Source organism: Brevibacterium sp. BDJS002 (assembly GCF_028201555.1).
In the GTDB taxonomy this organism is placed as follows: Bacteria; Actinomycetota; Actinomycetes; order Actinomycetales; family Brevibacteriaceae; genus Brevibacterium; species Brevibacterium aurantiacum.
On sequence record NZ_CP116392.1, the window covers coordinates 1,525,607 to 1,551,151 of the forward strand.

The 25,545-nt window shown below is 61.3% G+C and carries 26 protein-coding genes; 13 read left to right on the top strand and 13 right to left on the bottom strand.

Annotated features, from left to right (window positions below):
- Positions 1 to 107: 107 nt before the first annotated feature.
- Entirely contained in the window at positions 108 to 1,754 is a 1,647-nt protein-coding gene (locus PGC08_RS07085; protein ID WP_271709827.1) for an acetolactate synthase large subunit, read from the top strand.
- Positions 1,755 to 1,779: 25 nt separating this feature from the next.
- Here PGC08_RS07085 and PGC08_RS07090 read toward each other — a convergent pair whose 3' ends face one another.
- Positions 1,780 to 2,010 (bottom strand): hypothetical protein, encoded by a 231-nt coding sequence (locus PGC08_RS07090; protein WP_101556655.1) that lies wholly within the window; start codon positions 2,008 to 2,010, stop codon positions 1,780 to 1,782.
- Between the two features lie 181 nt (positions 2,011 to 2,191).
- Here PGC08_RS07090 and PGC08_RS07095 point away from each other — a divergent pair, with 181 nt between their 5' ends.
- Positions 2,192 to 2,689: a hypothetical protein gene (locus tag PGC08_RS07095; protein ID WP_271709828.1), complete on the top strand. Its 498-nt coding sequence runs from the start codon at positions 2,192 to 2,194 to the stop codon at positions 2,687 to 2,689.
- 78 nt (positions 2,690 to 2,767) lie between these two features.
- Here PGC08_RS07095 and PGC08_RS07100 read toward each other — a convergent pair whose 3' ends face one another.
- From PGC08_RS07100 to PGC08_RS07120, 5 genes are all read right to left on the bottom strand, one after another.
- Positions 2,768 to 3,829 carry a 2,3-butanediol dehydrogenase gene (locus tag PGC08_RS07100; protein ID WP_096158537.1) on the bottom strand — a complete coding sequence of 354 codons (1,062 nt, stop codon included), beginning with the start codon at positions 3,827 to 3,829 and terminating at the stop codon, positions 2,768 to 2,770.
- A gap of 549 nt (positions 3,830 to 4,378) precedes the next feature.
- Entirely contained in the window at positions 4,379 to 4,846 is a 468-nt protein-coding gene (rraA, locus tag PGC08_RS07105) for a ribonuclease E activity regulator RraA (RefSeq protein ID WP_096159559.1), read from the bottom strand.
- 70 nt (positions 4,847 to 4,916) lie between these two features.
- A complete protein-coding gene (locus PGC08_RS07110) occupies positions 4,917 to 5,942 on the bottom strand; it encodes a D-cysteine desulfhydrase (protein ID WP_271709829.1) in 1,026 nt (341 codons plus the stop codon).
- A 37-nt stretch (positions 5,943 to 5,979) separates the two neighbouring features.
- Entirely contained in the window at positions 5,980 to 6,456 is a 477-nt protein-coding gene (locus tag PGC08_RS07115; protein ID WP_125178056.1) for a hypothetical protein, read from the bottom strand.
- Between the two features lie 257 nt (positions 6,457 to 6,713).
- The gene (locus tag PGC08_RS07120; RefSeq protein WP_114319964.1) at positions 6,714 to 8,057 is read right to left on the bottom strand and encodes a dicarboxylate/amino acid:cation symporter; all 1,344 of its coding nucleotides are present in this window, start codon (positions 8,055 to 8,057) and stop codon (positions 6,714 to 6,716) included.
- 151 nt (positions 8,058 to 8,208) lie between these two features.
- Here PGC08_RS07120 and PGC08_RS07125 point away from each other — a divergent pair, with 151 nt between their 5' ends.
- Together PGC08_RS07125 and thpD are read left to right on the top strand one after the other, a co-directional pair.
- Positions 8,209 to 10,065 (top strand): acyl-CoA dehydrogenase, encoded by a 1,857-nt coding sequence (locus PGC08_RS07125; RefSeq protein WP_271709830.1) that lies wholly within the window; start codon positions 8,209 to 8,211, stop codon positions 10,063 to 10,065.
- A gap of 147 nt (positions 10,066 to 10,212) precedes the next feature.
- Positions 10,213 to 11,118 carry an ectoine hydroxylase gene (gene thpD / locus PGC08_RS07130; protein ID WP_101598129.1) on the top strand — a complete coding sequence of 302 codons (906 nt, stop codon included), beginning with the start codon at positions 10,213 to 10,215 and terminating at the stop codon, positions 11,116 to 11,118.
- Positions 11,119 to 11,264: 146 nt separating this feature from the next.
- On the opposite strand, the gene PGC08_RS07135 is transcribed toward thpD, so the two are convergent.
- The gene (locus PGC08_RS07135) at positions 11,265 to 12,023 is read right to left on the bottom strand and encodes a hypothetical protein (protein ID WP_271709831.1); all 759 of its coding nucleotides are present in this window, start codon (positions 12,021 to 12,023) and stop codon (positions 11,265 to 11,267) included.
- A 362-nt stretch (positions 12,024 to 12,385) separates the two neighbouring features.
- Positions 12,386 to 12,634 carry a hypothetical protein gene (locus PGC08_RS07140; protein ID WP_096161630.1) on the bottom strand — a complete coding sequence of 83 codons (249 nt, stop codon included), beginning with the start codon at positions 12,632 to 12,634 and terminating at the stop codon, positions 12,386 to 12,388.
- A gap of 217 nt (positions 12,635 to 12,851) precedes the next feature.
- On the opposite strand from PGC08_RS07140, the gene PGC08_RS07145 reads away from it, so the two are divergent.
- The 4 genes from PGC08_RS07145 to PGC08_RS07160 all read left to right on the top strand — a co-directional run bounded on the left by PGC08_RS07145 (position 12,852) and on the right by PGC08_RS07160 (position 15,551).
- The gene (locus PGC08_RS07145) at positions 12,852 to 13,034 is read left to right on the top strand and encodes a hypothetical protein (protein ID WP_096161631.1); all 183 of its coding nucleotides are present in this window, start codon (positions 12,852 to 12,854) and stop codon (positions 13,032 to 13,034) included.
- Between the two features lie 199 nt (positions 13,035 to 13,233).
- Entirely contained in the window at positions 13,234 to 14,106 is an 873-nt protein-coding gene (locus PGC08_RS07150; protein ID WP_271709832.1) for a hypothetical protein, read from the top strand.
- Positions 14,107 to 14,452: 346 nt separating this feature from the next.
- Positions 14,453 to 14,956, top strand: coding sequence for a DUF805 domain-containing protein (locus PGC08_RS07155; protein WP_271709833.1), 504 nt, complete (start codon positions 14,453 to 14,455; stop codon positions 14,954 to 14,956).
- Positions 14,957 to 15,020: 64 nt separating this feature from the next.
- A complete protein-coding gene (locus PGC08_RS07160; RefSeq protein ID WP_226824220.1) occupies positions 15,021 to 15,551 on the top strand; it encodes a DUF3237 domain-containing protein in 531 nt (176 codons plus the stop codon).
- A 60-nt stretch (positions 15,552 to 15,611) separates the two neighbouring features.
- On the opposite strand, the gene PGC08_RS07165 is transcribed toward PGC08_RS07160, so the two are convergent.
- The gene (locus PGC08_RS07165) at positions 15,612 to 16,958 is read right to left on the bottom strand and encodes an MFS transporter (RefSeq protein ID WP_096161634.1); all 1,347 of its coding nucleotides are present in this window, start codon (positions 16,956 to 16,958) and stop codon (positions 15,612 to 15,614) included.
- A 195-nt stretch (positions 16,959 to 17,153) separates the two neighbouring features.
- Here PGC08_RS07165 and PGC08_RS07170 point away from each other — a divergent pair, with 195 nt between their 5' ends.
- The 3 genes from PGC08_RS07170 to PGC08_RS07180 all read left to right on the top strand — a co-directional run bounded on the left by PGC08_RS07170 (position 17,154) and on the right by PGC08_RS07180 (position 20,124).
- Entirely contained in the window at positions 17,154 to 18,005 is an 852-nt protein-coding gene (locus PGC08_RS07170) for a methylenetetrahydrofolate reductase (protein ID WP_096161635.1), read from the top strand.
- A 42-nt stretch (positions 18,006 to 18,047) separates the two neighbouring features.
- Positions 18,048 to 19,451, top strand: a complete 1,404-nt coding sequence (gene ligM / locus PGC08_RS07175) for a vanillate/3-O-methylgallate O-demethylase (protein ID WP_096159552.1) — start codon at positions 18,048 to 18,050, stop codon at positions 19,449 to 19,451.
- A 70-nt stretch (positions 19,452 to 19,521) separates the two neighbouring features.
- On the top strand, positions 19,522 to 20,124 hold the full coding sequence (locus tag PGC08_RS07180; protein WP_271709834.1) for a PadR family transcriptional regulator: 603 nt from the start codon (positions 19,522 to 19,524) through the stop codon (positions 20,122 to 20,124).
- 17 nt (positions 20,125 to 20,141) lie between these two features.
- Here PGC08_RS07180 and PGC08_RS07185 read toward each other — a convergent pair whose 3' ends face one another.
- Complete coding sequence (locus PGC08_RS07185) at positions 20,142 to 20,774, bottom strand: phosphatase PAP2 family protein (RefSeq protein ID WP_271709835.1); 633 nt, start codon at positions 20,772 to 20,774, stop codon at positions 20,142 to 20,144.
- Between the two features lie 258 nt (positions 20,775 to 21,032).
- Here PGC08_RS07185 and PGC08_RS07190 point away from each other — a divergent pair, with 258 nt between their 5' ends.
- Together PGC08_RS07190 and PGC08_RS07195 are read left to right on the top strand one after the other, a co-directional pair.
- A complete protein-coding gene (locus PGC08_RS07190) occupies positions 21,033 to 22,034 on the top strand; it encodes an acetamidase/formamidase family protein (protein WP_096159549.1) in 1,002 nt (333 codons plus the stop codon).
- A 32-nt stretch (positions 22,035 to 22,066) separates the two neighbouring features.
- The gene (locus PGC08_RS07195; RefSeq protein ID WP_271709836.1) at positions 22,067 to 22,825 is read left to right on the top strand and encodes an SDR family NAD(P)-dependent oxidoreductase; all 759 of its coding nucleotides are present in this window, start codon (positions 22,067 to 22,069) and stop codon (positions 22,823 to 22,825) included.
- 15 nt (positions 22,826 to 22,840) lie between these two features.
- Here PGC08_RS07195 and PGC08_RS07200 read toward each other — a convergent pair whose 3' ends face one another.
- The 3 genes from PGC08_RS07200 to PGC08_RS07210 form a co-directional block, all read right to left on the bottom strand.
- The gene (locus tag PGC08_RS07200; RefSeq protein ID WP_127362916.1) at positions 22,841 to 23,062 is read right to left on the bottom strand and encodes a hypothetical protein; all 222 of its coding nucleotides are present in this window, start codon (positions 23,060 to 23,062) and stop codon (positions 22,841 to 22,843) included.
- A 157-nt stretch (positions 23,063 to 23,219) separates the two neighbouring features.
- Positions 23,220 to 24,320, bottom strand: a complete 1,101-nt coding sequence (locus PGC08_RS07205; protein WP_096159546.1) for an NAD(P)-dependent alcohol dehydrogenase — start codon at positions 24,318 to 24,320, stop codon at positions 23,220 to 23,222.
- A gap of 331 nt (positions 24,321 to 24,651) precedes the next feature.
- Positions 24,652 to 25,536 (bottom strand): amidohydrolase family protein, encoded by an 885-nt coding sequence (locus tag PGC08_RS07210; protein ID WP_271709837.1) that lies wholly within the window; start codon positions 25,534 to 25,536, stop codon positions 24,652 to 24,654.
- Between the last annotated feature and the right edge of the window lie 9 nt (positions 25,537 to 25,545).

Here is a 25,545-nt window from a genome sequence, read left to right on the forward strand (position 1 = left end):
CAGAGGTATAACCGAGAGCACAAGGCGAATATTCCCGGCCATCAGTTCAGACGCTCGAGCGTTACAGCGGCACTGCGTGATATGACAGAACGAACGGCTGACTGCGGATGCCGAAGACCTCCGTGGCCGACTTCAAGGGAGATGATGGCATGAATGGCGCCGAGAGCCTGCTGGAGACACTGGGTCACAACGGAATCGAGGTCTGCTTCGCCAACCCTGGCACCTCGGAGATGCACTTCGTCGCAGCCTTGGATCGACAGCCCCACGTCCGTGGCGTGCTCGGTCTTTTCGAGGGCGTCGTCACCGGGGCTGCGGACGGCTACTCGAGGATGCTCGACAAACCCGCGGCCACCCTGCTGCATCTGGGGCCAGGGGCCGCCAACGGTCTCTCCAGTCTTCACAACGCTCTGCGTGCCCGGGCTTCGATGGTCAACATCATCGGCGACCATGCCGGCTACCACCGCAGCCTCGACGCACCGCTGACCTCTGACATCGAAGGTGCCGTGCGGCCCTTCAGCAACTGGGTGCGCACCTCGCCCTCGGCGAACTCGATCGCCAAGGACGCCGCCGACGCCATCGGGTACAGCCTCTCCGGGCAGATCAGCTCGCTCATCCTCCCCGCCGACACCGCATGGAACACCGCCGATGAGTACACCCAACCCGTGAACGCGGTCGCGTCTACTCCGATAGCCATCGATCCCGCCGAGGTTGCCGCCAGTGCCGCACGACTGCGAGCCTCCGGTCGGAGAACGGCCATCCTCCTCGGCGGTCGGGCCCTGCGTTCAGCCCAGCTGGAGACGGCGGCTCAGATCGCCGAGGCCACCGGTGCCACACTGCTGGCTGAAACCTTTGCCGCCCGGACTGAACGTGGGGCCGGGCGCCCCGCGGTGACGAAGATTCCCTACCCTGTCGAGCCGTCGGTGGAGCTGCTGAAGGACTTCGATGCTCTCATCCTCATTGATGCGAAGCCGCCTGTGGCTTTCTTCGCCTACCCCGACAAGCCAAGCGTGCTCACTGCCCCTGGCACCACTTTCTTCACCCTCAGCCCCATCGGCGCCGATTCCTCAGAGGCTCTCGAAGCCCTGCGCGAATGCGTGGGTGTGGGTCCAAGCAGCCGTGGGTCGGGCTCGTCCGATATTGCGCATTCGGCCGACCTCGAACTCGTCCGATCCACTCACCGGGCCGAATTCGCCCCGGCGCAGATGCCCAGCGGAACCATCACCGTGGGCAAACTCGCCGCCTGGCTCTCGGGCGCGATCCCAGAGAATGCGATCGTCCTCGACGAATCCATCACCACGGGACGAGACTTCTACGATCAGACCGCTGGATCGCATCCGCATGACTACCTCGGCGGCACCGGTGGGTCCATCGGCTGGGCACTTCCCGTCGGCGTCGGCGCTGCGATCTCCAGTCCTGACAGGAAGGCCATCGTCTTGGAGTCCGACGGTTCGGGCATGTACAACCCGCAGGCGCTGTGGACCTATGCACGGGAGCAGCTCGACGTCGTCGTTCTCATCTTTGCCAATCGGAAGTATCAGATTCTGCGCAATGAGATGTCCAACGTCGGCGTCCCCGACTTCGGGCCAAAGGCCGAATCACTGCTCGACATCGGCAACCCCGCCATCGACTGGGTCTCCCTCTCCCACGGCATGGGGGTGCCGGCAAGTCGGGTCGAGACCATCGAGGAGCTCGACCGCGACTTCCGTGCAGGCCTGGCCGATTCGGGACCACGGCTCATCGAGGTCCTCGTCTGATTCTGCACGCGGCAGGCTGAGCCGGTCAGCTGAAAGTGTCTCCTGATCGAGACTCATCAATGGCTTCGTGTGAGCCATCCGGGTGCCGATAGAGCTTGACGCCTTCGTGCAGTGCAGTTGACTGCATGCGGGCTTCCGAGCTGTCTTCGGTGTATCCGACCTTCTCTCCCTGACCGATATTCACGCTGGTGAATCGTTTGGCCAGGCGGCTGATCGGGTTGGTGGAATTGTGTGATCTCTTCACTTCTGCGGTCATGATGATTCGCCCCACTTCATCGCAGATCCAATGGACTGATTATAGCTCTGGCGGGTGAGAAAGCGCCGAGGAATCTAATCAGAACGAGCTGGCCGATGCCGGTGAATGAAGCGATAGCCGATGAGATCCGCGAGGGGCACCCGAATGCAGGGAACCGGCCGTATATCGATAGGGTGGAGCCATGAAGTCCGCTCCTCAGCTCGTATCGGCGTTGACCGTGGCGCTTGCCCTCTCACTCAGCGGGTGCAGCACCGGTGATTCCGATACTGGTGACATCGAAGCGGGCCAGAGTGCCGAGGTGCCCGGCAGTGATTTCGACACCACCGATGCGCTCGGTGACTTCTTGAGCGAGACCATCGACGAGGTTCATGTGCACCGAGAGTCCGAGAGCAATCCGGACTTCGACCACGACAGAGACGCCGACCGTCTGCACGTCGAATTCCCCTCTGCAGGGATGTTGCACACCGACCAGAAGGCCACTGCCGATGCGGTTCAAGGTGCGGGCAGCGCCGAGTTCGACTATGACGTGCTCATGGTCACCGGCACCACCGACACTGGCACTTGGTCATACATGTTCAGCACCGACACCGTGGATGAGCTGACAGCAGGGGACTCGGTCGTCGAAGCCGACACCGTGTGGGACTCAGCAGATCAGGACTTCGATTCGGTACATCGCTGAGGCAGGCCACGCAGGTCTGACGCTGCTTGGGCTCCACCTCAGTTGAGGTGAAGCCCAAGCAGTACATCGTTAGGCGGATCAGGCTCGCGGGTCGACGATGATCTTCACATGATGCTCATTATTGTTGATGAGTTCGTCGAAGCCTCCGGAGACCAGTTCATCAAGCCCGATGCGTTTGGTGATGAACGGAGCAAGGTCGATCTTTCCGCTGCGCACGAGTTCGATCGTGGACGGGTGGTCACCGGAGTAGCCGATAGTCCCTCTCAGATCGATCTCTTTGAGCACAAGCTTCGGCATATCGACTTCTGGCTTGTGGCCCCAGATGGAGACGTTGACGATCACCGCTCCCGGGCGAACTGCGTCGAGCAGCATGTCGAGGACGACTGGTACCGATGAACACTCGAAGCCGAGGTCTGCGCCTTGACCGTTTGTGCGTTCACGGACCTTCTCGGCTACGTCGCCTTCTCGTGGATCCAGGACTTCGTCGGCAACTCCGGTCGACAGCGCCATCTTCTTCCGCGCCTCGGAGAGCTCGGAGATGTAGACGGTGAGACCTTCCGCCTTGAGCACGGCAGCGGTGAGCAGTCCGATGGGGCCCGCTCCGCCGACGATGGCGACCTGACCAGGCTTCGCGCCGGATCGGACGACCGCATGGTGGGCCACGGAGAGCGGTTCGATGAGGGCAGCCTGATCGAGTGGGATGTCACCGATCGGATGGACCCACCGCCGCTGAACGACGATCTTTTCGGACAGACCACCGCCGCCACCACCGAGCCCGATGAAGTTCATGTCCTTCGACAGCTGATAGTCCTGCCCGATGCTCGTATCGACATCGTCGCCGATGATGAGGGGCTCGACGACGATATTCTGGCCCACTTCAAGATCAGTCACACCCTCGCCGAGGCTGGTGATCGTTCCTGAGAATTCGTGTCCCATGGTCACCGGTGCGGATTCGCCGGAGATCGGATGTGGGTGTCCTTCGGGCGGGACGAAGATCGGACCCTCGAGGAATTCGTGCAGGTCGGTTCCGCAGATTCCGCACCAGGCTACGTCAATTGCGACAGTTCCGGGCTTCAGCTCGGGCTCGGGAATGTCTTCGATGCGGATGTCATTGCGATCATGGAATCGTGCTGCCTTCATATGAGTCGGCCCTTTCGTCATTGAGAGCGAAGCCGGTCTGACCTACAGCAGAGATCATCGGTGACTTGCGAGGGCCGTGGCTCCTAGCCGAGACTCTACTTCGCGACATCCGAACTGTATTGCCGCCTTATCGTCTCGTGAGAATCTTTGCGCTCGGGCGGCAGTCGGAGTCTCTCCTGCCACCAGAACCGAACCGAGGGCACGTTCGGCAAGGCTCCACTGCGATGCACAAGTGGCCCTAGTAGCGCCGCTCATCGCTAACGACAGCTATGTCTGCGACCTCAGAGCGGAGCTGCTCAAGGAGCCGATCGCCTTCTTCCCAATAGTGCTGCTCGTTCTCAGCTGAGTCCCACTCGAAACTTGTACCGTGTGAATCCCTGAAGTGTGCGTTCCAGAACCTCATCAACTCCCTCAGCCCGGATGAAAGTCCATCGGACAGGTCGTAGTCACTGGGGTCCATTGCATATTGGTCGGTGCCGCTTTCCCATAGCGGATGCTTCCGCCCATGATCGGGAAAGTACCTGATCTCGCGCAGTTTCCTGCCCACCGCTACTTCTCCACCACTACACCATCGGGGTCGGCGAAGACCATGGCGCCGGGGCGAATCGTGGCGCCGCCGATCTCGAGGGTGACGTCGAGTTCTCCCTCGCCGGTTTTGGCACTCTTGCGCGGGTTGCTGGCCAGGGCCTTGATGCCCAAGCCCATGGACGACAGCGCCACTCGGTCGCGGACGGCTCCATTGATGACGACTCCGGCCCAACCGTTGCTCACAGCGAGCTCGGCGATCATGTCACCCATCAGGGCAGTGGCGATCGAGCCGCCGCCGTCGATGATGAGTACGGCACCATCGCTGGGCTGGGACAGCGTCGACTTCGCCAGTGCGTTGTCCTGGTAGCAGCGAACGGTTCGGGCCGGACCGGAGAATGAGTCCTTGGCGCCGAAGTCACCGAAGTTCAGGGCAATAGATTCCAGCTCTGGTCCGCGTTCGTCCCAGAGATCGGCGGTCGAGACTGTCATGGTGGTGTCCTCCAGGTAGGTGAGTCACGCAAGCGGATTGTTTGAGAAGACGTTCGTCGTTGGCTCCAGACTATGCGAATGCTCCGGCCCGAGCATAGAGTCCAGGCACTCCACCCGAATGGATGAAGACCACGTGATCGTCGGTCCCGAACCGTCCCTGCCGGACCAGGTCGATGAGACCTGCCGCGGCCTTCCCTGTGTAGACCGGGTCAAGGAGAATTCCCTCGGTCTGGGCAAAGAGCCGCACGGCTTCGACCATCTCTGGGGACGGCAGGGCGTACCCGGTACCGAAGTAGTCGCCGAGGCCGAGACTGCGTTCGCGGGGGACTGATGGAAGTTCAAGGAATGAGGCCACCTCGTCGACGAGGCCCACGATCTTCGGCTCCTGCTCCTCCTGCGAGCGGCTGACGTTGATGCCGACCACCGGAATCTGACTGCCGGCACTGTGCAGGCCGACGATGAGTCCGGCCTGCATCCCAGCAGACCCACTCGGGGTCACGATCGACGAAACGTCCAGGCCCACCTCGGCGAACTGGGTGAGCAGCTCCTGCGCACAATCGACATAGCCCAGGGCACCGGTGACGTTCGAGCCACCGACTGGGATGACATACGGATTGCGCCCCTGAGCCTTGAGCTCGCCAGCAAACTCGTGGGCGCGAGCAATGAGGTCACTGCCGTTGGGATGGACTTCAACCGAGTCCGCGCCGAGGAGGTCGAAGAGCAGGAAATTGCCCGTGTGCTCCGGAGGATTCCCGCCAGCGTCTGCTGGGATCGGCGCACCATCGGAACCGAGGTCTTCTTCGAGGACCAGGTGGCACTCGAGCCCTTCACGCCTGGCGGCAGAGAGGGTGAGTCGACAGTGGTTGGACTGCACTCCGCCTGCGGTGACGAGGGTGTCGGCACCCTGGGCCAGGGCATCAGCGATGAGGAACTCGAGTTTGCGGGTCTTGTTCCCGCCTTGGGTCAGTCCCAGCTGGTCATCACGCTTGATCCAGATCTGCGGCCCGCCCAACTGCCTGCTCAGACGCTCGAGATGGTCAAGCGCGGTGGGTCCGTTGGTGTACCGGCGGCGGGGCAGTGTGTTGAGGTCAGCCATGGTTCCCGAGTCTACTTGCCACCGGCCTTGTGAAGGCTCAGAGTGACGGGTGGGTGGCGTCTTTGAACTGGACATGGTGAACAGCCGGATGCAGGCCATGTGTGGCGCCCTCATTGTTGACGCTGAAGGTCAGCAATTCTTTGGTGACCTTGTTCTGGTAGACCACGGAGGATGATTCCCCGGCCCCGTCGGCGGCGATGCGATCCCACTGCGTCGCAAACACGTCACCATGCTCAGACAGTGCTTTGACCACGCCGGGCGTGGCATACTCGTTGACTTCCTCCTCGGAGCCGACACCCCACGCCTTCACAAGCGCATCCGCGTAGCCGGAGGCATTCGTCGGATGACCATCACTGTGCGCGCCGACGGCAACACTGACCTCAGAGCTCGACCCGGAATCTGCTGGGGAGTGCGTTGCAGCCAGCGCGGATGCGCCGGTCATCCCGACTCCGGCGATTCCGGCGAATCCTGCGATGGCCAATGCTGCTGCGTGTCTGCGAATGGTGGTGGTCATGGCGTCCTTGCCTCCTGCTGGTGGCTGACAGTGCTGGTGCCTGTCAGAGATAGTCATCGATCACGATGATTATCGTCATCTCAGGTGAGCGACGAACAACAGTCCCTGGGAAAACTCTCAGTGACTGTTGCAGTTCTGCGAACTTCACATTGCGATGAGATCGCAGCTTTGAGATATTCGCATGGATCCTTGTGGAAAAGATGATTTGGGAGTCCGACAAGGAGGCTTTCAAGGACGATGTCGAAATCGGATCGTGATCAAGATTTTTCGGTCGAAGCCACCTCGGCGAGGGTGCCCTCCGATTCATCGGTCGTATCGTCATCGGATTTGTCCATCCAGTCCTTCCCGTCCAGGACGCGGGCAACCATCATGGAACTGGCCTGGTCGCCGACCGCGTTGACGGTGGTGGCCGGGGGATCGATGACGGTGCCGATGATCTGGATGATGGGCAGGGCTGCGGCGGGGAACCCGTAGAGGGTGATGATCATCAGCTCGCCGATGAACCCACCCGAGGGGATTCCGGCCATGACCATCCCGGCCAGCAGTGCCACGGCGATGCCGATGAGAATGTTGCCCGGGGTGAAGAAGTCGCGGCCGAAGACGGCGAAGAGGAAGGCGATCTTGAGGATCGCGGACAGGCTCGAGCCCTCCATGTGGATCGTCGCCCCGATCGGAATGATCGTCTCCCGTATATCGCGGGGCACGCCGATGCGCTTGCCGGCTCGGAGATTGGCCGGGATCGCCGCCACCGAGGAGGACGTGCCCAAGGAGATCGCAGTCGGTTCGATGATGTTCGACCAGAACGCAAAGATCCCGCGCCGGCCGCCGGCGAGGAAGGCATAGAGGGTGAAGGCGACGACGAAGTAGACGATGGCCACGGGGTAGTAGACGAGAAAGGCGCGGACGTAGTCACCGACCAGCTGTGCTCCGAGCTCACCGATGAGCGCTGCGAAGTAGGCGCCCAGGCCGATCGGGGCGTAGTACATGATGATCGAGGTGAACTTGAGGAAGACCTCGGAACCGGAGCGGAGGAACTGGGCGAAGGGTTTGCCGACTGCGCCGATCTTGGAGGTGGCGATGCCGACGATGACGGCGAAGACGATGAGGGCGAGCATGTGCTCGGCGGAGAGGATCTTCGAGAAGTCGTCAACGACGAAGGTCGACACAAGCTGATCACCGATCGACCCGACCTCTTCGACGTCCTCGGGTTGGGTCATCTCGACCTTGACGCCCTCGGTGGCTTTGGTGATCCACAGGGCCGCGATCATCACGATCGAGGCGATGATGCCGGTGATGGCGAAGATGCCGAGCATGCTGCCCAGGATCTTGCCCAGCCTGGTGGCTGAGGACATACCCGCCACCGCCGAGGAGATGGAGAAGAAGACCAGCGGCACGACGAGGGTGAACATCATGTTGATGAACAGTGTGCCGAAGGGTTTGATGACCGTGGCCTTTTCGCCGAAGATCAGTCCGATGATCGCACCGATGACGACGCCGGTGAGGATGAGCAGCGGGAACCGATAGTTGCGCAGTATCTGGCCGAGCCTCGATGCCGATTGTGGTGGGGTGCTGGTGGCTGTGGGATCAGCGGTGGATGGCATGAGGAGACGACCTTTCCGGGAATATCTGACCTGCGCGACAGCTCATGGTGACAAGGAGAACTGCCCAGGAGATCCTAGTGGATTGAGCGACCTCGGGCCGGACCAGACCAAACACCTGTACTTAACGATCAATTAGTTTAGACTGAGCTTCGTGAACGATCAGAACCTGGACAATGTTGTCCCACCGGCCACCACCGACTCTCTGCTCTCGGCAGCAGACATCGAGTTCCTCCTCTATGACTGGCTGCACGTCGACGCCCTGTGCGAGCGAGAACGATTCTCCGGGCACTCCCGTGAGACCTTCGACTCGGTGCTGGCAGCCAGCGAAGAACTGGCCAAGGAGCACTTCGCCCCGCACGCCAGAAAATCCGATCTCAACGAACCCACCTTCGACGGTGAACGCGTCACCCTCATCCCCGAGATCAAGACCGCACTCGACCACTTCGCCGAGGTCGGATTGCTCTCGGCGACCATGGACGAGGAGGTCGGAGGCATTCAACTGCCCCAGACTGTGGCCACGGCCTGCTTCACCTGGTTCCAATCAGCCAATATCGCGACCTCGAGCTACCCGATGCTGACCATGGCCAATGCGAGCCTGCTGCTCGAATACGGGACACGCGAGCAGATCGAGTCCTTCGTTCTCCCCGAGATCGAGGGCCGATTCTTCGGAACCATGTGCCTGTCCGAACCCGATATCGGCTCCTCACTCGGTGATGTCACCACCCGCGCCGTCACCGACCCCGACGGCCCCGAGGGCACCTTTCGGGTACATGGGACGAAGATGTGGATCTCAGGCGGCGACCACGAACTGTCAGAGAACATCGTCCACCTCGTCCTCGCCCGCGCCGAGGGCGACGGACCCGGAACCAAGGGCCTGAGCCTCTTCATCGTCCCCAAACACCTCGTCAACTCTGACGGAAGCATCGGCGAACGCAATGATGTCGTGCTCTCGGGCCTCAACCACAAGATGGGCTGGCGCGGGACGACGAACACGCTGCTCAACTTCGGCGAGGGCACGCACACACCCCAGGGCTCGGCCGGTGCCATCGGCTACCTCGTGGGGGAGCGCGGCAAGGGCCTGAACTACATGTTCCACATGATGAACTCCGCACGCATCGGTGTCGGCGCCGGAGCCGTCGCGCTCGGCTACCACGGCTATCTCGACGCCCTGCGCTACGCCCGTGAGCGCCGCCAGGGCCGCTCCGACGACGGCCGCGGCAAAGACTCCCCGCAGGTCCCGATCATCGAGCACGCTGATGTGCGCCGCATGCTCCTGTCCTCGAAGAGCTACGTCGAGGGAGGCCTGGGCCTTATCTTCTATGCCGCCAGACTCCTCGACGAATCAGAAACCGCCGACACCGAGGCCGAGCGTGCCCGTGCAGCACTCCTCCTCGACGTGCTCACTCCGATTGTGAAGACCTGGCCGAGCGTATGGGGCCTGAAAGCCAATGACCACGCGATTCAGGTCCTCGGCGGGGCCGGCTACACCCGCGATCATGCCGTCGAGCAGCTCTTCCGCGACAACCGACTCAACCCGATCCATGAGGGCACCCACGGCATTCAGGCCAAGGATCTCCTCGGCCGCAAAGTCATCATGGGCGGGGGAGAAGGCCTGAAGGTTCTTATCGACGAGATGCGCTCCACCCTCGCCGAGGCGGACGCTGCGACCTCATGGACTAACGAATCCGCGGCGTTGGCCGCAGCAATCGAGCGCATCGAGACCGTGACCGCCGCCGTCTGGAAGTCCGGGGATGCCGTCCATGCGTTGGAGAATGCGTGGACCTACCTCGAGGCGGTCGGGCACACGGTCATCGCCTGGCTGTGGCTGCAACAGGGCATGGCCGCCGAGGCTGCCGCCCAGTCGCGAGGTGACTCGACATTGCTGCGAGGCAAGATGGCCGCCGCTCGCTACTTCTTCATCCACGAACTGCCGCAGACCGAACCCTGGTTCGACCTGGTGGAGACCGGTCCGACGACGTTCACCGGACTCGACGACACCTGCTTGTGAGACTCCTGCGGCCATGAAGCCTCGGTGGAGACTTTCGCCAAAGTGATCCCCTTGCTACGGTGGCGGCACAAGCGGAATGCTGCTGTCGTTCCCACAGATCCTGTCCCGGAGCGGCGAGGCATTCGTCCAATCCGAGGAAGGAGACTGATGACTGTAATCTCACCATCGACAACCACGGATCTCTACCCCACTCGCACCGGCGAGAGGACTGAAGTCCTCGACCGCAGGGGCCCGATCGCCTACGGTTCGGTCGAACAGGGACCTCTCGATGCGAAGTCGCTGCAGCACTACGACGACAAGGGCTATCTCACCATCGACGAGCTCATCACCCCGGAGGAACTCGACACGTTCCGGGCCGAGCTGCACCGCCTAGCCAATGACCCGAAGGTCAAGGACGATGACGCCACCATTGTCGAGGCGAAGTCCAACGAGGTCAGGTCGATCTTCGACATCCACCGCAGCAATGAGATCTTTGCCAAGATCGCCAATGATCCCAGGGTGGTTGCGCGAGCCGAACAGCTGCTGGGCTCCGAGGTCTACATCCACCAGAGTCGCATCAACTACAAGCCCGGCTTCGTGGGCAAAGAATTCTCCTGGCACTCTGACTTCGAGACCTGGCACGCCGAGGATGGCATGCCCGAGCCGCGGGCCGTGAGCTTGTCGTTGTCGCTGACGGACAACTATTCGTTCAACGGGCCGCTGATGATCATGCCGGGTTCGCATCAGCGCTACATCAGCTGCGTCGGCGGCACCCCGGAGGATAACTACAAGAAGTCACTGGTCATGCAGGGCGCGGGCACCCCCGATCCGCAGACTCTGAGTGACTTCGCTGACGAATACGGCATCGATGTCCTCGAGGGTCCCGCCGGTGGCGCGGTCATGTTCGACTCCAACTGCATGCACGCCTCGAACGGCAATGTCACCCCGTATTCGAGGTCGAACATCTTCATCGTCTACAACTCGGTGGAGAACGCATGCGTCGAACCCTTCGCCGCACCGAATCCGCGCCCCGAGTTCGTCGGCAGCACGGATTTCACGCCAGCCGGTTCCTGACATGATGAAGCCCGGCACCTGGATGATCAGGTGCCGGGCTTCGCCCGTTGGGGCAGGGCACTGGATTTGCGGCCTGATGGAGCAACCAAACATTTGCGTCATGACCGTAGAGCGAGCACAGACGCTATCGAAGGCGAAGTCTTCTGTTACTTGTTTCCAGGTTGTGCTGGCGGGCGAGTCAGCGGAGGGTGAATCACCGGAGCCTTGCAGTACCACATTTCGGTTTGACGCTCACCGTTGAAGGTGGAGTGGTCCCTGATGGTGCCCTGCACTGTCACGGCGTCACCGGTCTCCATTCCCTGGTCCTCAGAGGCGAACCAGCGCACCAGGTCCCCCTGTGGGGTCCTCATGATGTAGAGAACACGAGGGTACGGTGACTTGTCGTTGCGGACTACGTGAGCCAACTTAACATAGGCCGTGACTGAGACCTTCTGCTCCTTCTGACCCAACCAGCGTGAACCCGCGGGCCTCGGTGAGTGCACCGCAGGGCCATCGGACCTCTGTTGGCCCTCGTTCTTCGCCAGCGCCTTCTGTCGGGCTTCTTCGAGCCGCTCCTGGTAGCGAGTGAAACCGCTCATCGCGCTCGCCGCAGTCCCGACTTCACGGACGGAAACGTACTCACTGCTCAGCGCGTGACGAAGCGCGGCCTGATAGTCGCTGGTGGGATGTTGCGAGCGGACCCAGATTCGGACACGCCCCGCCTCATCTTTGTCAGACTGGGTGGCGGCAAGCCGCTGGCGCAGTGGCCCGTTGGGGCCTTCCGCTACGAAGCGGTTGACCTGGTCGGGGACCGAGTTTTCGCCTTCACCGCGTGGGACGTAGACCTTACCGTTGAGGCGATGGGCCACAACGGCGGCGCTCATGACCGCTTCCGCCTTCACCTTGCGCTCTGGCTCGGTTCTCACATCTCCGATGTTAAGGCGGTCCAGTTCTTGCTGGGAGGCACCCTGCACACGGATGGTGGCAGACTGCATAACGAAGATAGGGTCATCGGGGTCTGATTGGTGCGAGTGAGTGACGTTCACCTGTACAGGAGGCAGACCCACCTTGTTGCGCTCCTGGTTCATCATTTCGATGCGATCGAAAACTGTGGGTGTGGCAGACGGGCTAACAACGAAGTCGCAGTGTGGGGCGAGATTCGCTGCAGGCTGGATGACGTGTCGGGCGGGCGGCTGGTTCGGTGCTGTTTCAGACAACGTGGCTCTCCTCCTGCCAGCTACAGCAAATCCAATATGGCTTGTACGTGAAGCTGATAGCGCAGTCCGTCTCAGTCGTTTGAGCCAGCCTCCGGATCGACCTTGGACTCGTCGACGGCCTCATGTGAGCCGTCCGGATTGCGGTAGAGCTTCACACCTTCGCCCTCGGCAGCGGCCTGAGCTTCATCTTCACGGTGTTCTTCGACGTACCCGGGAGTCGCACCGTAGGAGACGTTCGGGCCGACGGCCTTCGAACCCACCTCTTCGAGCTTCTCATTGATCTTCTCGGTCTTGTTCTGCTGATCTTGATCATTGTTCATGTCTCAACACCTCGCTCTGCTCAGATCGTACGTGGCCCTCATGCTACTCCGAACGACGACAGGTGTGGGCTGTAACGGCGCTGCCGGTGCTGTCATCGTGGACAACGTGTTCGAAACGGTTCATGAAAAACCTGGATTTGGCGTATCGCAAAGGTGTTTGAGCGCGCATGATGGTGATACCAGGTTCGAGCACTGACATCCGAGGGGAGGTGCAGCCATGTCTGAGAATCATCAGCCAGAGAACGGGCAGGACGAGTCCTCAACCTTCCCCGCCGAGGCGACCGAGGGTTCCGCTGAACGTTCCGAGTCCGCGCAGAGCCGTCACGACCACGACGACAAGATGGTCGACGAATGGGAAGACGAATCCTTCCCCGCCAGTGATCCACCAGGACACTACTGACCGGGTGCACGAGATCTAACGATAACAAGAGCGCACTGTCACGACAGGCCGAGACATCGGTCCGTTGTGGCCGTGCGCTCATGTTGTGTGGCAAAGCTGTGTTGTGGGACAGGAGAACCGAGAGCCTCATCCTCATGGCAGAATCGGCATCAGTGATCACAACATCGGCAGTGAAGCCGCCTGAGAAGAAGGACGATGCATGCAGACCGGTCTCGACGACTCCCCACAGAATTCCCGCAATCGCCGAGGAGCGACCATTGCACGAACCAGCGCTGCGGTCTTCGCTCTCGCGCTGATGCTGACCGGATGTTCCGGTGGAGATGACGGGGGAGGGGCGGACAGCGCTCCGGCTGCAAGCGACAACACGGACCAAGGCTCCGCTCAGGACCCAAGCAAGGGCACTCAGGGCTCGAGCAAGGACCCCTCTACAGCAGAAAGCATGTCGGTCGAAGACCAGATCGCCTATGGGTGTCGGCTGACCGACAAGATCAAGAATGACTTTCCGGATGGCCAGGCCTGGAAAGGAGCGCGGCTGGATTTGGGTGAAGATCGAGTGCTCTCCGAACTGATGTCTGCCGGAAGTCTCCTCGGTGGTGCTTCTCCGCTGGGCGACCCGGTCAACCAGGAGCTGCAGGATCTGGGTCGAGACCTTGTCGGTGCGGTGAACACCTTGAAGAGAGACGAATTCGCAACTCTTGTCGATTCGACAATCGACACTTGCAAGGACTATCTGTCGACGGATTCCTCGGGTGTTCCTTCCACGACGGACACCTCGGCCAAGGGTCAGATCATCTACGGGTGCAAGCTCGTTGAAAAGACCCTCAAGAAGTATCCCGATGAGACTTCATGGGAATCGGCACCGCCGAAATTCGGACAAGACACAGCGCTGAACGAAATCATGACCGCAGGTTCGCTATTCGGCGGGGGCGCAGGCGGCACAAATGATCCTGTAGATGCAGGGCTGGAAGAGACCGGTTTTGAGCTTGTCAAAGGTGGTTCGCAGCTGGACTACGAAGGCCTGCCCACAACACTCGACCAGGCCCGCGAAGGCTGCTCCGACTTCGACGTGTGAACGGCCGCCGGAACTGTCCGACTTGGCGACCATCGACGTTGATGTGGACGCACCGATCACCATCGGCACCACGGTTGAGCGCTTGCGGAAGGTCGTCCCGGTCTGCGGCGGGCCCTGGGTGCAGGCCTGTCCCCGATGATCGCCTCGGCGCTGAGCGTCATTCCCCGCACGGGGCCGTATCTGGTCGGCATCGTGTGGACCCACACCTTCTGCTCTCCAATCGGATGGAGCTCTGGCAGTTGCACATGAACACCGCACGTGAACTTTGCACGAACTTCGTCGAACGGCCGAAGAATTTGATCGTGTTTCCCACGTCACACGACAACCCTGCTTGTAATGTTTATATATGACTCACCTCTCCGTTCCACGGGACTATGCGAGCACGCTTGTGCAGGCGACTGCTGACAGTACTCTGCTGGGTGCTTACACTCCGCTTCCGGGTGCTTCACCGGTCGCAGCGATACGGCGTTACTTCTGTAAGTACGCGGTGTTCTTCGGGCGAGCAAGCCGCAGCGAATACTGGTGGATCGTGCTGCTCAGCACCGTTGTCTACGGCGTGGGTGGGGCGTTGGCCGGGGCCACCCAGATCACGACAGCCGGGGTGAGTCACTTCGGTGGTGTCATCACCGAAGTCAGCAGAGGGGCAGGGCTGATCGGTACGTTTCTGCTGGTGTACTTTCTCGCGACGATTCTGCCCACCATCAGTCTCAGCGTGCGCAGGCTCCATGACGTGGGCTTGAGCGGGTGGTTCGTTCTTCTCGGGCTCGTCCCAATTTTGGGCTCGATCACGTTGTTCGTTCTCTTCCTGCTGTCGAGCAATCCCGCTGGACAGCGATTCGACAAGCGCTGACGGTATACGCTCACGTCAAGACCACTGTGAGTGCCGCCGTCAGCGATCCCGAGGAGACGAACCATTGACCCAGCCATCCGAGAAGTTCGACGACTCAGACTCCGGCGCACCGTCCGCACCATCTTTGAGTGAAATCACCCCTCCGGAGCTGACCTTCCTCGCGACCATCGACGTCGCTGTCGACGCACCGATCACCATCGGCACCACGGTTGACGGCCTGCGCAAGGTCGTCCCGATCCGCGGCGGAAAGGTCTCAGGCCCGGGACTCAGCGGTGAGGTGCTCGACGCTGGCGCCGACTTCCAGCAGTACCCCAGCGACACCGTGGCCTACCTTGCCGCCGACTACGTGCTGAAGACCGACGATGGACACCACATCCTCGTCGAGAACCGGGCGCTACGCACCGGCAGCAGCAGCGATCTGAACAAGCTGATGAACGGCGAACAGGTCGACCCCGCGCGAATCTACTTTCGCTGCGTTCCACGATTGAGCGCCGACCGGGACAGTCCCTACGCTTGGCTCAGCGACGTCCTGTTCATCGGCTCCGGTGTCCGCAGCCCCAACGGCGTGCGCATCGATATCTTCCAGGTCCACTGACACCTGCCAACTCCACTCGCGCTATCCAGTGTCACAGACGCCGGGCCTATGACCTGACCGTCACGCCGCTGCAGTCTCCCTGGAGACTGGGCGACGGTTCGCTTCGACATCGACTCCGCGCATACCCATCAGCACGACGGCGGCCAGGAGCAGAATAACGCCGACGAAGACGTAGATCGCCTGCGGGCTCCACCCACCATCGAGCAGAGCACCTGTGGCGGTCGGGGCGATGATTGCGCCGAAACGGCCGATGCCGATACCCCAGCCCACGCCGGTCGAGCGCAGTGACGACGAGTAGGACTGCGGGGTCAGGACGTAGAGACCGGCGATGCAGCCGTTGCTGAACATGCCCACCAGGACACCGACGATGACGACGAGCGCAATCCAGTGCGCCGTGAAGATGAAGACGGCCATGAGGATCGCGGCCAGCACGGAGAAGCACATCAGCACCGATCGTGTCGACCAGCGTGAGGTGAAGAGTCCGAAGACGACCGAGCCGATGGCCCCGCCCAAGGTCAGTCCGACGGTGACGACCATCGACAAAGTGTCGGTCAGCCCTGTTTCATTCATCAGACGTGGGGTCCACGAGTTCACGAAGTAGAAGCCGAACATCACGATGAAGAACGTTGCCCAGACGACGACGGTGACCCGCCGGTTGCGACGGTTGAACAGTGACATGATTCCGGTGTCGCCCGATTCGCCGTTTTCGACGACGGGGGTGCCGGAGAGGTCAACCGGATCGCTGTGACCGAGCCTGCGGGCAATCACGCCGAGCTTCTTCAGCGCGTTCTCGGGTCGCCGATTGTAGAGATAGGACGGCGATTCGGGAATGAGCAGCAAGACGAGAACCAGGGAGATCGAGGCCATGATTCCGCCCAGGACGAAGACCGACCTCCAGCCTGACGTGGCGATGAGCGAGATCATGACAGACCCGCCGAGTGCTGCGCCGATGCCGTAGCCGGCGGTGTAGATGCTGATGACCAAGCCGCGACGTTTGCGAGTGGCGTATTCCGCGCAGATGACATTGGTGCCCACGAGGATGCCGCCGATTCCCAGTCCTGTGACGACGCGCCAGATGCCCAGCTGAGCCGCCGAGGTGGCGGTGGCGGAGAGGAAGAGACCGCACATATTGACGACGAGAGCCACAATCGTCATGTTCCGTCGCCCGATCCGGTCCGCAACCGGACCCAAGACCAGAGCGCCGATCGCCATACCCAGAAGCGCCGCACTCATAACGAGCCCGAGTGCTGTCCCCGAGAGCCCGAATTCCTCGGTGACCTGGTTCGAAGAGAAGGAGATCGCCAGGACGTCGTAGCCATCCAGTGCGTTGAGGAGGGTGCAGATGCCGACGATCAGCCATTGATAGGCCGACATCCGTGAGGTGTTGATTCGTTCGCGCAGGTCCACCGCATACTCCGATTCTGTGGTGAGATAAGCACCCGCATCATTGCGGGATACCTATGACGATAGGTAAAGCGTGACGATCAGCACAGTATCAGCGGCGCGAGTCTCGGGCAATGGTTTACCTATGGACATAGGCAAATGCCTATGCCTATAGTGATTCCAAGAACCCACCGCAGTGTTCATGAAAGGAACCACCAAGTGGAGGCAACGACCGCAACCCAGGTGCTCGACGACTTCTCCCTGGAGATGACGGGCAAAGACGTCCCCAGCCTCCAGCAGGCCGCCCATGCGATTCCACAGGGAACACGCGTCAACGTCACCTTCCTCGGCAACGAGAATCTTCAGATGCGAGTCGAGGCCGCCAAGGAAGTCCTCGAGCTCGGGTTCGTACCCGTCCCTCACATCTCGGCCCGCAGGCTGAAGTCAGAGACCGAGCTGCGCGAATTCCTCGATGCGCTGCAGCAGGCCGGGGCCAGTGACCATGTCTTCGTCGTCGGGGGAGACCCTGCGAGTCCCGAAGGCCCCTACTCGGATTCGCTCTCGGTCATTCGCACCGGCCTTCTGCAGGAATACGGCGTGACCGAAGTGGGAATCGCCGGCTACCCCGAGGGCCATCCCGATATCGGCACGGACACCCTCTGGGAGCACATGGAGGCCAAGAGCGCTTCCCTGGCAGAGCAGGGAATGGGCCAGGTCGTGCTCACCCAGTTCGCCTTCGACGCCGAGGCGGTTGTGGCCTGGGTCCATGAAGTGCGCGGCCGCGGTATCGAGGCAGATCTTCGCATCGGCACCCCCGGACCTGCAGGCATCAAGCGACTCCTGGGCTTTGCCCGCCGTTTCGGCGTGGGCACCAGCGCGGGAATCGCGAAGAAGTACGGGTTCTCGCTGACGAACCTCTTGGGCACTGCCGGGCCGGACAGGTTCCTCAAGGATCTGTCCTCTTACGAATCCATCACCTCGGCGTCCTCAGGGGTCAAGACTCACTTCTACACCTTCGGCGGACTCGAGGCAACGGCCGAGTGGGTCCAAGATTTCACCGCACAAGCATAAACGGCAGTCACACAGAGATAAGAACAGAGAGGTTCATCGACCATGACCGACAATCTCCAGCAGATCCTCGATTCGACCAACGCCGTCGACCATCTGCGCAATTCGCAGATCGGGTCCTACATCTATCCGGTCGTCCCCGCCGACTTCACCAACTGGATCAAGGAGCAGAAGGCCTGGCGTGAGACCGCTGTCCTCTACGACCAGTCGCACCACATGGACAACGTGTTCCTCAAAGGCTCCGACGCCATCAAGCTGATCTCCGACACCGCGATCAACTCCGTGGCGAAGTTCGCCGTGAACAAGGCCAAGCAGTACGTGCCCACCACAGCATCTGGCCACGTCATCGGCGACGGCATCCTCTTCCATGAAGCCGAAGATGAGTACGTCTACGTGGGTCGCTCGCCGGCATCGAACTGGCTGCTCTACCACGGTGAGACCGGCGGCTACTCGAACCTCGACATCGAGGTCGACCGCAGGTCCCCATCACGGCCCTACGGTCACGCCGTCAGCCGCCGCTACTACCGCTTCCAGATCCAGGGCCCCAATGCTTGGGCGATCATCGAAAAGCTCAACGGCGGCGAGCTGGAGAAGCTGAAATTCTTCAACATGTCGACCATGTCCATCGCTGGCAAGCAGGTTCGCACCCTGCGCCACGGCATGGCCGGAGCCCCGGGTCTCGAGATCTGGGGACCCTATGAGGACCATGACGTGATCAGGGATGCCATCGTCGAGGCTGGTGCCGAGTTCGGTCTGCTGCCCGTCGGTGCGCGGGCCTACCCATCGAACACGCTGGAGTCGGGATGGATCCCATCGCCGCTGCCGGCCATCTACTCCGGAGAAGCCGAGCGCGGCTACCGCGAATGGCTCGGCGCCGACAGCTACGAAGCCACGGGCACACTGGCGGGATCGTTCGTCTCCGACAATATCGAGGACTACTACCTGACCCCATGGGAGCTTGGCTACGGATCGTTCGTGAAGTTCGACCACGACTTCATCGGCCGCAGCGCACTGGAAGCCATGGATCCCGCAGCGCAGCGCAAGAAGGTGACCCTGGCCTGGGACGCCGACGACCTGGGTGAAGTGCTGGCCTCCCCGCTCAATGTCGATGGACCGAATTACAAGTACTTCGACCTGCCCTTGGCCAACTACGGTTCGGCGAACTACGACTCCGTCGTCGACGCCGATGGCAATGTCGTCGGCTTCTCGATGTTCACCGGCTACTCAGCCAATGAGCGCCGAGGTCTGTCCTTGGCCACGGTCAATCCTGATGTTCCCGAGGGCGCTGAGCTCAAGGTCGTCTGGGGCGAACCCGATGGCGGCACCTCGAAGGCATCGGTGGAGAAGCACGAGCAGACCGAGGTCGGCGTCGTCGTCAGCCCCGTTCCGTATTCGACGGTTGCACGCCAGACCTACCGTGGCGGATGGCGCACCGGCCAAGACGTCTGAGAGTTGTAGTCTGAGGGGGTTCGGGCAGTGCGCCCGAACCCCCTCGCTGATTCACAGAATAGGAACCACGATGAGTCTCCGAAGCGCTCTGCTGGCCCTGCTGCGCATCGGCCCGATGTCCGGCTACGAGCTGCAGAAGCAGTTCTCCCATTCCGTCGGCCATGTGTGGCATGCACCCGACTCTCAGATCTACCCGGAGTTGCGGAAGATGGCGAGCGAAGAGCTCATCATCGCCGAGGAGCAGACTCGCGGCTCCGCGGGCATGCGCCGCGTCTATCACGTCACCGAGGCAGGGGAGCGTGCCTTTACAGACTGGATGAACGGTCCGCTGAAGTACCAACGCACCCGCGATGCCGCCCACCTGAGAGCCGCCTACCTCGAGTCAGCCGATCAGGATGCGGTCTACGCCTTCCTCAACGAACACATCAATCACTGGCAAACAGAGCTGAAGGTATGGGAGGACGAGATCGCCACCATCGAGGCTCTCGAATCGCCCATGCTCAACCGTCGCCTGGCGGTCACAGCCGATGAAGATCGTGAAGAGACGATCGCCTACAAGAAGTTCGCCTACGAAGGACTGGCCGCCCGCGCACGATCTGAGATCGACTGGGCAAAGCGGGGGCTGAAGCTCAGTCAGTCACTCGAGAACGCTGGCTCGAAGAATCACAGATAGTCACCTCGTCGGTGGGATCACCGTGAGGCCAGTGCGATGGTCTCCTGCTGTTCTGCCCGCCTGCGCAGACGTCTGTCGCACTCGACCAGGATGCGCAGGAACAGACCGCCTGCGATGAGTCCGGCGATGAGGTCGGTGGCCCAATGCCAACCGAGGAGGAACGAGACCACCACGGAGTTGACGCTGATGGCCACCACGACCCAAGTCAGTATGCGCACGAGTCGTTGGGAGGCATTGCTGTAGTGGGCGATCAGGTAGACGGCCGCACCATAGATGAGCACCGCCTCGGCGGCGTGACCGGAGGGGAAGCTGATGCCGCGGTTGCCGACGTCGAGGAGCCCTCCCTGGAAGAACCTCGGATCGTGCAGAGTTGTCGACGGCCGAGCCAGCAACACCTTCAGGCTGCCGACGCCGAGGTAGAACGCCGCCTCGGTCGCCAAAGCGAAACCAATGGGCCGCCACGACTGGTTTTGGCGAGCAAGCACAATCGCCACGATTGCCAAGACGGGCAGACAGACGGCCTGGCCGGCAATGCGATCCAGAACATTCTGTGCGAACCAGACCAGATCAGGATTGAAGAGATAGAGCCACCGTCGGTTGAGTAGGTAGTCATAGACCCGCAAGGGCCCAGCGGCGGCGATGGCCACCACGACAAAAGCAGTCGCAAGTGCCCAAATTGAGGTTGCCCGAGTAAGCCATCCCTTACTCTGCGCCTGGAATCGGTCAGGACCGGGGGAAAGGCCGATCGGACCATCAGGCGTCGTACGCGAATCGACAACCATCACAGATGAGTTTAGACGCTTCAAAGTACCGACATGGAAACAAGCGAATAACGAATATCGAACCATTGTGAATAACTGGCGCTGGACACCCATTGGCTCTATGACGCAGATCACGTAGCATCAGGTATGGACGTCGTCGACTTTGTTCCTCAGCGTGATCAGTTCGTCTACACCTTCGGCGGTGCAGCACCCGCCGCAACAATCCAGCCCGGCACAGCACTGAGACTGTGGTCCGAGGACGCATTCAACAATGCGATCACCTCGAAATCGGATGTGCCCAGCAGCAAGCTTGATCCACGAATCCTCAATCCCCAAACGGGTCCGTTCTATATCGAAGGAGCCGAACCGGGAGACACACTGGCCGTTCATATTGTGGAGCTGACTCCGGCCCGAAGTTGGGGTGCCTCTGCCACGATCCCGTTCTTCGGCGGATTGACCATGACTGACCGGACCAGCCTTCTCCACGATGCCCTGCCCGAGGCTGTGTGGATCTACGAGATCGATTCGGCAGCACAGACGGTGGGATTTCAGACACGACGCGGCGATTTTGAGCTGGCTCTGCCCCTCGAACCGATGTTGGGCACCGTCGGTGTGGCTCCGGCCGGCAGCGAGGTGTTCTCCTCGCTGACGCCCGAACGGTTCGGCGGCAACATGGACACCCCTGAGATGAAGGTCGGCACCACCGCCTACTTCAACGTCAACGTCGACGGAGCGATGTTCTCCCTCGGAGACGGCCACTACCGGCAAGGCGAGGGAGAGGCGTGCGGGACCGCGGTCGAAGGGGCCATGAACTCAACCGTCATCGTCGACCTCATCAAGGGAGGTGGACCCGTTTGGCCGCGACTGGAGAACGACAGTCACTGGATGATCGTCGGATCCTCACGGCCGATGGAAGATTCCTGGAGAATCTCGCAGGTGCAGATGATCCATTGGCTCAGCGAACTCTTTGAATTGGAGACGATGGATGCCTACCAGCTGCTGACGCAGATCTCCCTGGTGCCGGTCGCCAACGTCGTCGACACCAACTACAGCGTCGTGACGAAGGTGTCGAAGGATCTTCTGCCGCAGCGCAGCGCCTTCGGCGGAATCCACGCGGACCTGCGCGAGCGTGCACGGTCGTTGATGTAGCAACTGCGAGGCACAGAGGAGAGGGGACCGCCGTGGACTTGAAGATCGGTGGGAAGACAGCGATGGTCACCGGAGGCACGCGCGGAATCGGGCGTGCCATCGTCGAGGCGTTCCATGCAGAAGGCGCCAATGTGGCCTTCTGCGCACGGAATGCAGCGGAAGTCGCCGAGGTGGAGGACTCCCTGTCCGCGAATGCGCGGGTCATCGGCACCGTCCTCGACGTCAGAGACGGGGACGCACTGAGGGCGTGGGTTGAAGCCACAGCTTCGGAATTCGGCGAAATAGACATGGTCGTCAACAGCGTGAGCGCACTGGCGATCCCTGACACCGAAGAGAACTGGCATGAGTCATTCAACGTCGACATGATGGGAACGGTCCACTTGTCCAAAGCTGTGCTCCCGTACCTGGAGAACAGCGAGGTCGCCTCCCTGATCTCCATCTCGAGTGTCTCGGGACGTGAGGCGGACTTCGCGTCCGGACCTTACGGAACGATGAAGTCCGCGATCATCGGCTACATGGCCGGGCTGGCGCTGAGCCTGGCAGACAAGGGCATCAGAGTGAATACGGTGTCACCGGGCAACACCTATCACCAAGATGGTGTGTGGCCGGGGATCGAGAAGAGCGATCCCGAGTTGTTCGCTCAGGCGATGGGGCTCAACCCGACAGGTCGTATGGGTACACCCGAGGAGACAGCGGCGAGCGTTGTCTTCCTGTCGAGCCCGCTGTCGAGCCGAACCTCAGGAGCGAATCTCCTGATTGACGGTGCGTTGACGCGTGGGATCCAGTTCTGACCTCACCACGACCTATCAGTCGCGGGAGTCGTCTCCGTCGCCGGAGTCGTCGTGCTGATCCTCGACGCCGGAAGTGGGCTCGTCGCCGGTCGTGTGGTTCTCCGCGTCCCCGTGTGTCTCAGCAGTGTTGTCCTTCACGCCGAAATCGTCTGCATCGGCGACTTCCGAGGTTGGTGCCGCTTCGGCAGCTTTGTCGAGATTCTTAGTGGCGTTGCGGATACCGTCTTCGATCGGCACGATGATCACCCTTCGCGATGGAGTGGGAAGTCATGTCGAGTCTACGCGCGACATAATGCGGTGGCATAGAGCTGGGAGCGGGGAACCTCGGTTGAGATTCCCCACTCCCATTCAGCTATAGATTCGGGGTAAGGCCCCTTAAACCAAGTAGCTCAGGTCAGTAGACAATGATGGGTTTGATCGTCGAGCCTGACTCGCTGTCGGCGAACGCCTGGTTGATGTCCTTGAAATCGTAGGTCTTGACGAGCTTGTCGAACGGGAACATTCCACGCTCGTGCAGCGAGATCAGCTTGGGGATGAACTCGCGAGGCAAGGCATCGCCTTCAACGACCATCGAAACGTTGATGCCGCTGGTCAGCAGCGTCCCGATATCGAAAGGAGCTTCGGTGCCGAGCTTTGCTGCGCCAACGAGTGCGCCGTGGCCGCGCAGAGCCAGCGACTTGGTCATCTGTGAGAACACCTGTGGCACGCCTGTGGTGTCGAGCGCGTAACTGACGCCGCGGCCGCCGGTGATCTCGCGGATGGCCTCCACCGGGTCGGTTTCCTTGGAGTTGACGACGTGGGTTGCGCCGAGTTCCTTCGCGAATTCGAGGCGTGACGGGATGATGTCGACCATGATGATCGTCGTGGCGCCGGCGGCTTTGGCCGCGAGCATACCGGCCAGTCCAACGGCACCTGTGCCGAACACCGCGATGGACTCGCCCGGTGAGGGCTTGAGCACGTTGAGGACTGCGCCGGATCCGGTCATGATGCCGCAGCCCAAGGGGCCGAGGAGTTCGACCGGAGCATCGTCATCGACCTTCACGGCGTTGCGAGCGCGGACGTTCGAGGCGGTAGCGAACGAGGACTGTCCGAAGAAGTTCGAGGACACGGGGCTGCCGTTGTCATCGAACATCTTGCTTCCGTCTTTCCTGCTGCCGCCGAAGTTAAGGTCGTAGAACTCGACGCAGTACTGGGGGTGTCCGGCGGTGCAGTTCTCGCAAACTCCGCAGGACGCAGGAGCCAGAACAACTTTGTCGCCCACCTTGAGATCGACGACATCGGCACCGACAGCTTCGACGATTCCCGAGCCTTCGTGTCCGAGCACGGCAGGAAGGGGAGTGGGGTACCACTGGTCGCGGACGATCGCGTCGGTGTGGCAGACACCGGAAGCGACCATGCGAACCGTGATTTCGTCAGCATGGGGTTCGTCGAGGGTGAGTTCGCGGATGTCCAAATCCGTCTGTGGCGCTGTAGCGACTGCAGCATTGACCTTCATAGTTCCTCCTCATAGAGCAAGCAGAGAACAATTGGCCGCTACCGCCAGTTCTAAGACCTCTTCACAGGGGGAGAAGTGCAACCGGCCATTGGTAGCTCAGGGCCAATCTGTTCAATTTCAACTATATCAATGAACGCTTATATGGGAGGTGTCTGTCGCGTCACGTCAAGGCGCTCGGCCAATGTGCCTATTCCCAGGCCGCTTGGTCGGCAAAAGCCACCACTTCACCGACGTCGCCGCCCTCAGCCGACCGTCCCAATCGTCGATGGATTCGGGCGTGCTGTCCATACTGCGATTTTCCTCTATGGCACGGCATTAGACAATGAAATCCTCACAGCCCCAGCACCCGCACAGCGTTGTCCTTCATGATCAGCGGCACGGCTTCCTCCTTGATGCCCAGGCCCTCGAAGTCGTTGATCCAGCGTTCGGGGGTGATGAGGGGGAAGTCGGAGCCGAAGAGCGTCTTCGTCTTCAGCATCGAGCCGATGGCGCGAGTCAGCTGTGGTGGGAAGTACTTCGGTGACCATCCGGAGAGGTCGATGAACACGTTGGCCTTGTGCGTGGCGATCGAGATCGACGCATCGGCCCAGGGCACGGATGGGTGCGCGAGGATCATCGTCAGCGTGGGGAAGTCCGCGGCCACATCGTCGAGGAGCATCGGGTCGGAGTAGCGCATTTTGATGCCGCGTCCGCCGGGAAGTCCGGCACCGATTCCGGTCTGCCCGGTGTGGAAGAGCGTGACCAATCCGTGTTCTGCGCAGGCTTCGTAGATCGGGTAGTACGTGCGGTCGCTGGGGTCGAATCCCTGCAGGCTGGGGTGGAACTTCATGCCCCTGACCCCGTAGTTACTCGCAAGATCGTGGATCCGCGCGATCGCCTCGGCGGTGTTGAGGGGATCGACGGAACCGAAGGGGATGAGGACGTCGTTGTGTTCGGCGGCCTTCTCCGCGATCATCTCCGACGACACTGGGGGATGATCACCCAGCGCGGTCCTCGCGTCGACGGTGAAGATCACGGCTGCCATGTTCCGCTCCCGGTAGTAGGCGGCGAGGTCATCGACCGTGGGTGTGCGGGGGACCGGGGCCTTGAAGTACCCCGCCGAGGCGTCGAGGAGTTCCCGATCCAGTGAAGTGTGCTGGTGGTCATCGGCCTCGACATGCGTGTGCACGTCGATCGCGGTGACCTTCGAGAGGTCGATATTGGGTTGGTAGATCACGTGTGTCCT

What these genes read in the sequence shown, in the direction of transcription:
- PGC08_RS07110 (WP_271709829.1), bottom strand. Translation starts at nt 5,942, where the DNA reads ATGGCTGACCTCAACACACTGCCCCGCCGCCGGTACACCAACGGACCC.
- PGC08_RS07150 (WP_271709832.1), top strand. Translation starts at nt 13,234, where the DNA reads ATGCAGACCGGTCTCGACGACTCCCCACAGAATTCCCGCAATCGCCGA.
- PGC08_RS07090 (WP_101556655.1), bottom strand. Translation starts at nt 2,010, where the DNA reads ATGACCGCAGAAGTGAAGAGATCACACAATTCCACCAACCCGATCAGC.
- rraA (WP_096159559.1), bottom strand. Translation starts at nt 4,846, where the DNA reads ATGACAGTCTCGACCGCCGATCTCTGGGACGAACGCGGACCAGAGCTG.
- PGC08_RS07095 (WP_271709828.1), top strand. Translation starts at nt 2,192, where the DNA reads ATGAAGTCCGCTCCTCAGCTCGTATCGGCGTTGACCGTGGCGCTTGCC.
- PGC08_RS07120 (WP_114319964.1), bottom strand. Translation starts at nt 8,057, where the DNA reads ATGCCATCCACCGCTGATCCCACAGCCACCAGCACCCCACCACAATCG.
- PGC08_RS07205 (WP_096159546.1), bottom strand. Translation starts at nt 24,320, where the DNA reads ATGAAGGTCAATGCTGCAGTCGCTACAGCGCCACAGACGGATTTGGAC.
- PGC08_RS07145 (WP_096161631.1), top strand. Translation starts at nt 12,852, where the DNA reads ATGTCTGAGAATCATCAGCCAGAGAACGGGCAGGACGAGTCCTCAACC.
- PGC08_RS07190 (WP_096159549.1), top strand. Translation starts at nt 21,033, where the DNA reads ATGGACGTCGTCGACTTTGTTCCTCAGCGTGATCAGTTCGTCTACACC.
- PGC08_RS07140 (WP_096161630.1), bottom strand. Translation starts at nt 12,634, where the DNA reads ATGAACAATGATCAAGATCAGCAGAACAAGACCGAGAAGATCAATGAG.
- ligM (WP_096159552.1), top strand. Translation starts at nt 18,048, where the DNA reads ATGACCGACAATCTCCAGCAGATCCTCGATTCGACCAACGCCGTCGAC.
- PGC08_RS07100 (WP_096158537.1), bottom strand. Translation starts at nt 3,829, where the DNA reads ATGAAGGCAGCACGATTCCATGATCGCAATGACATCCGCATCGAAGAC.
- PGC08_RS07085 (WP_271709827.1), top strand. Translation starts at nt 108, where the DNA reads ATGCCGAAGACCTCCGTGGCCGACTTCAAGGGAGATGATGGCATGAAT.
- PGC08_RS07115 (WP_125178056.1), bottom strand. Translation starts at nt 6,456, where the DNA reads ATGACCACCACCATTCGCAGACACGCAGCAGCATTGGCCATCGCAGGA.
- PGC08_RS07180 (WP_271709834.1), top strand. Translation starts at nt 19,522, where the DNA reads ATGAGTCTCCGAAGCGCTCTGCTGGCCCTGCTGCGCATCGGCCCGATG.
- PGC08_RS07155 (WP_271709833.1), top strand. Translation starts at nt 14,453, where the DNA reads ATGACTCACCTCTCCGTTCCACGGGACTATGCGAGCACGCTTGTGCAG.
- thpD (WP_101598129.1), top strand. Translation starts at nt 10,213, where the DNA reads ATGACTGTAATCTCACCATCGACAACCACGGATCTCTACCCCACTCGC.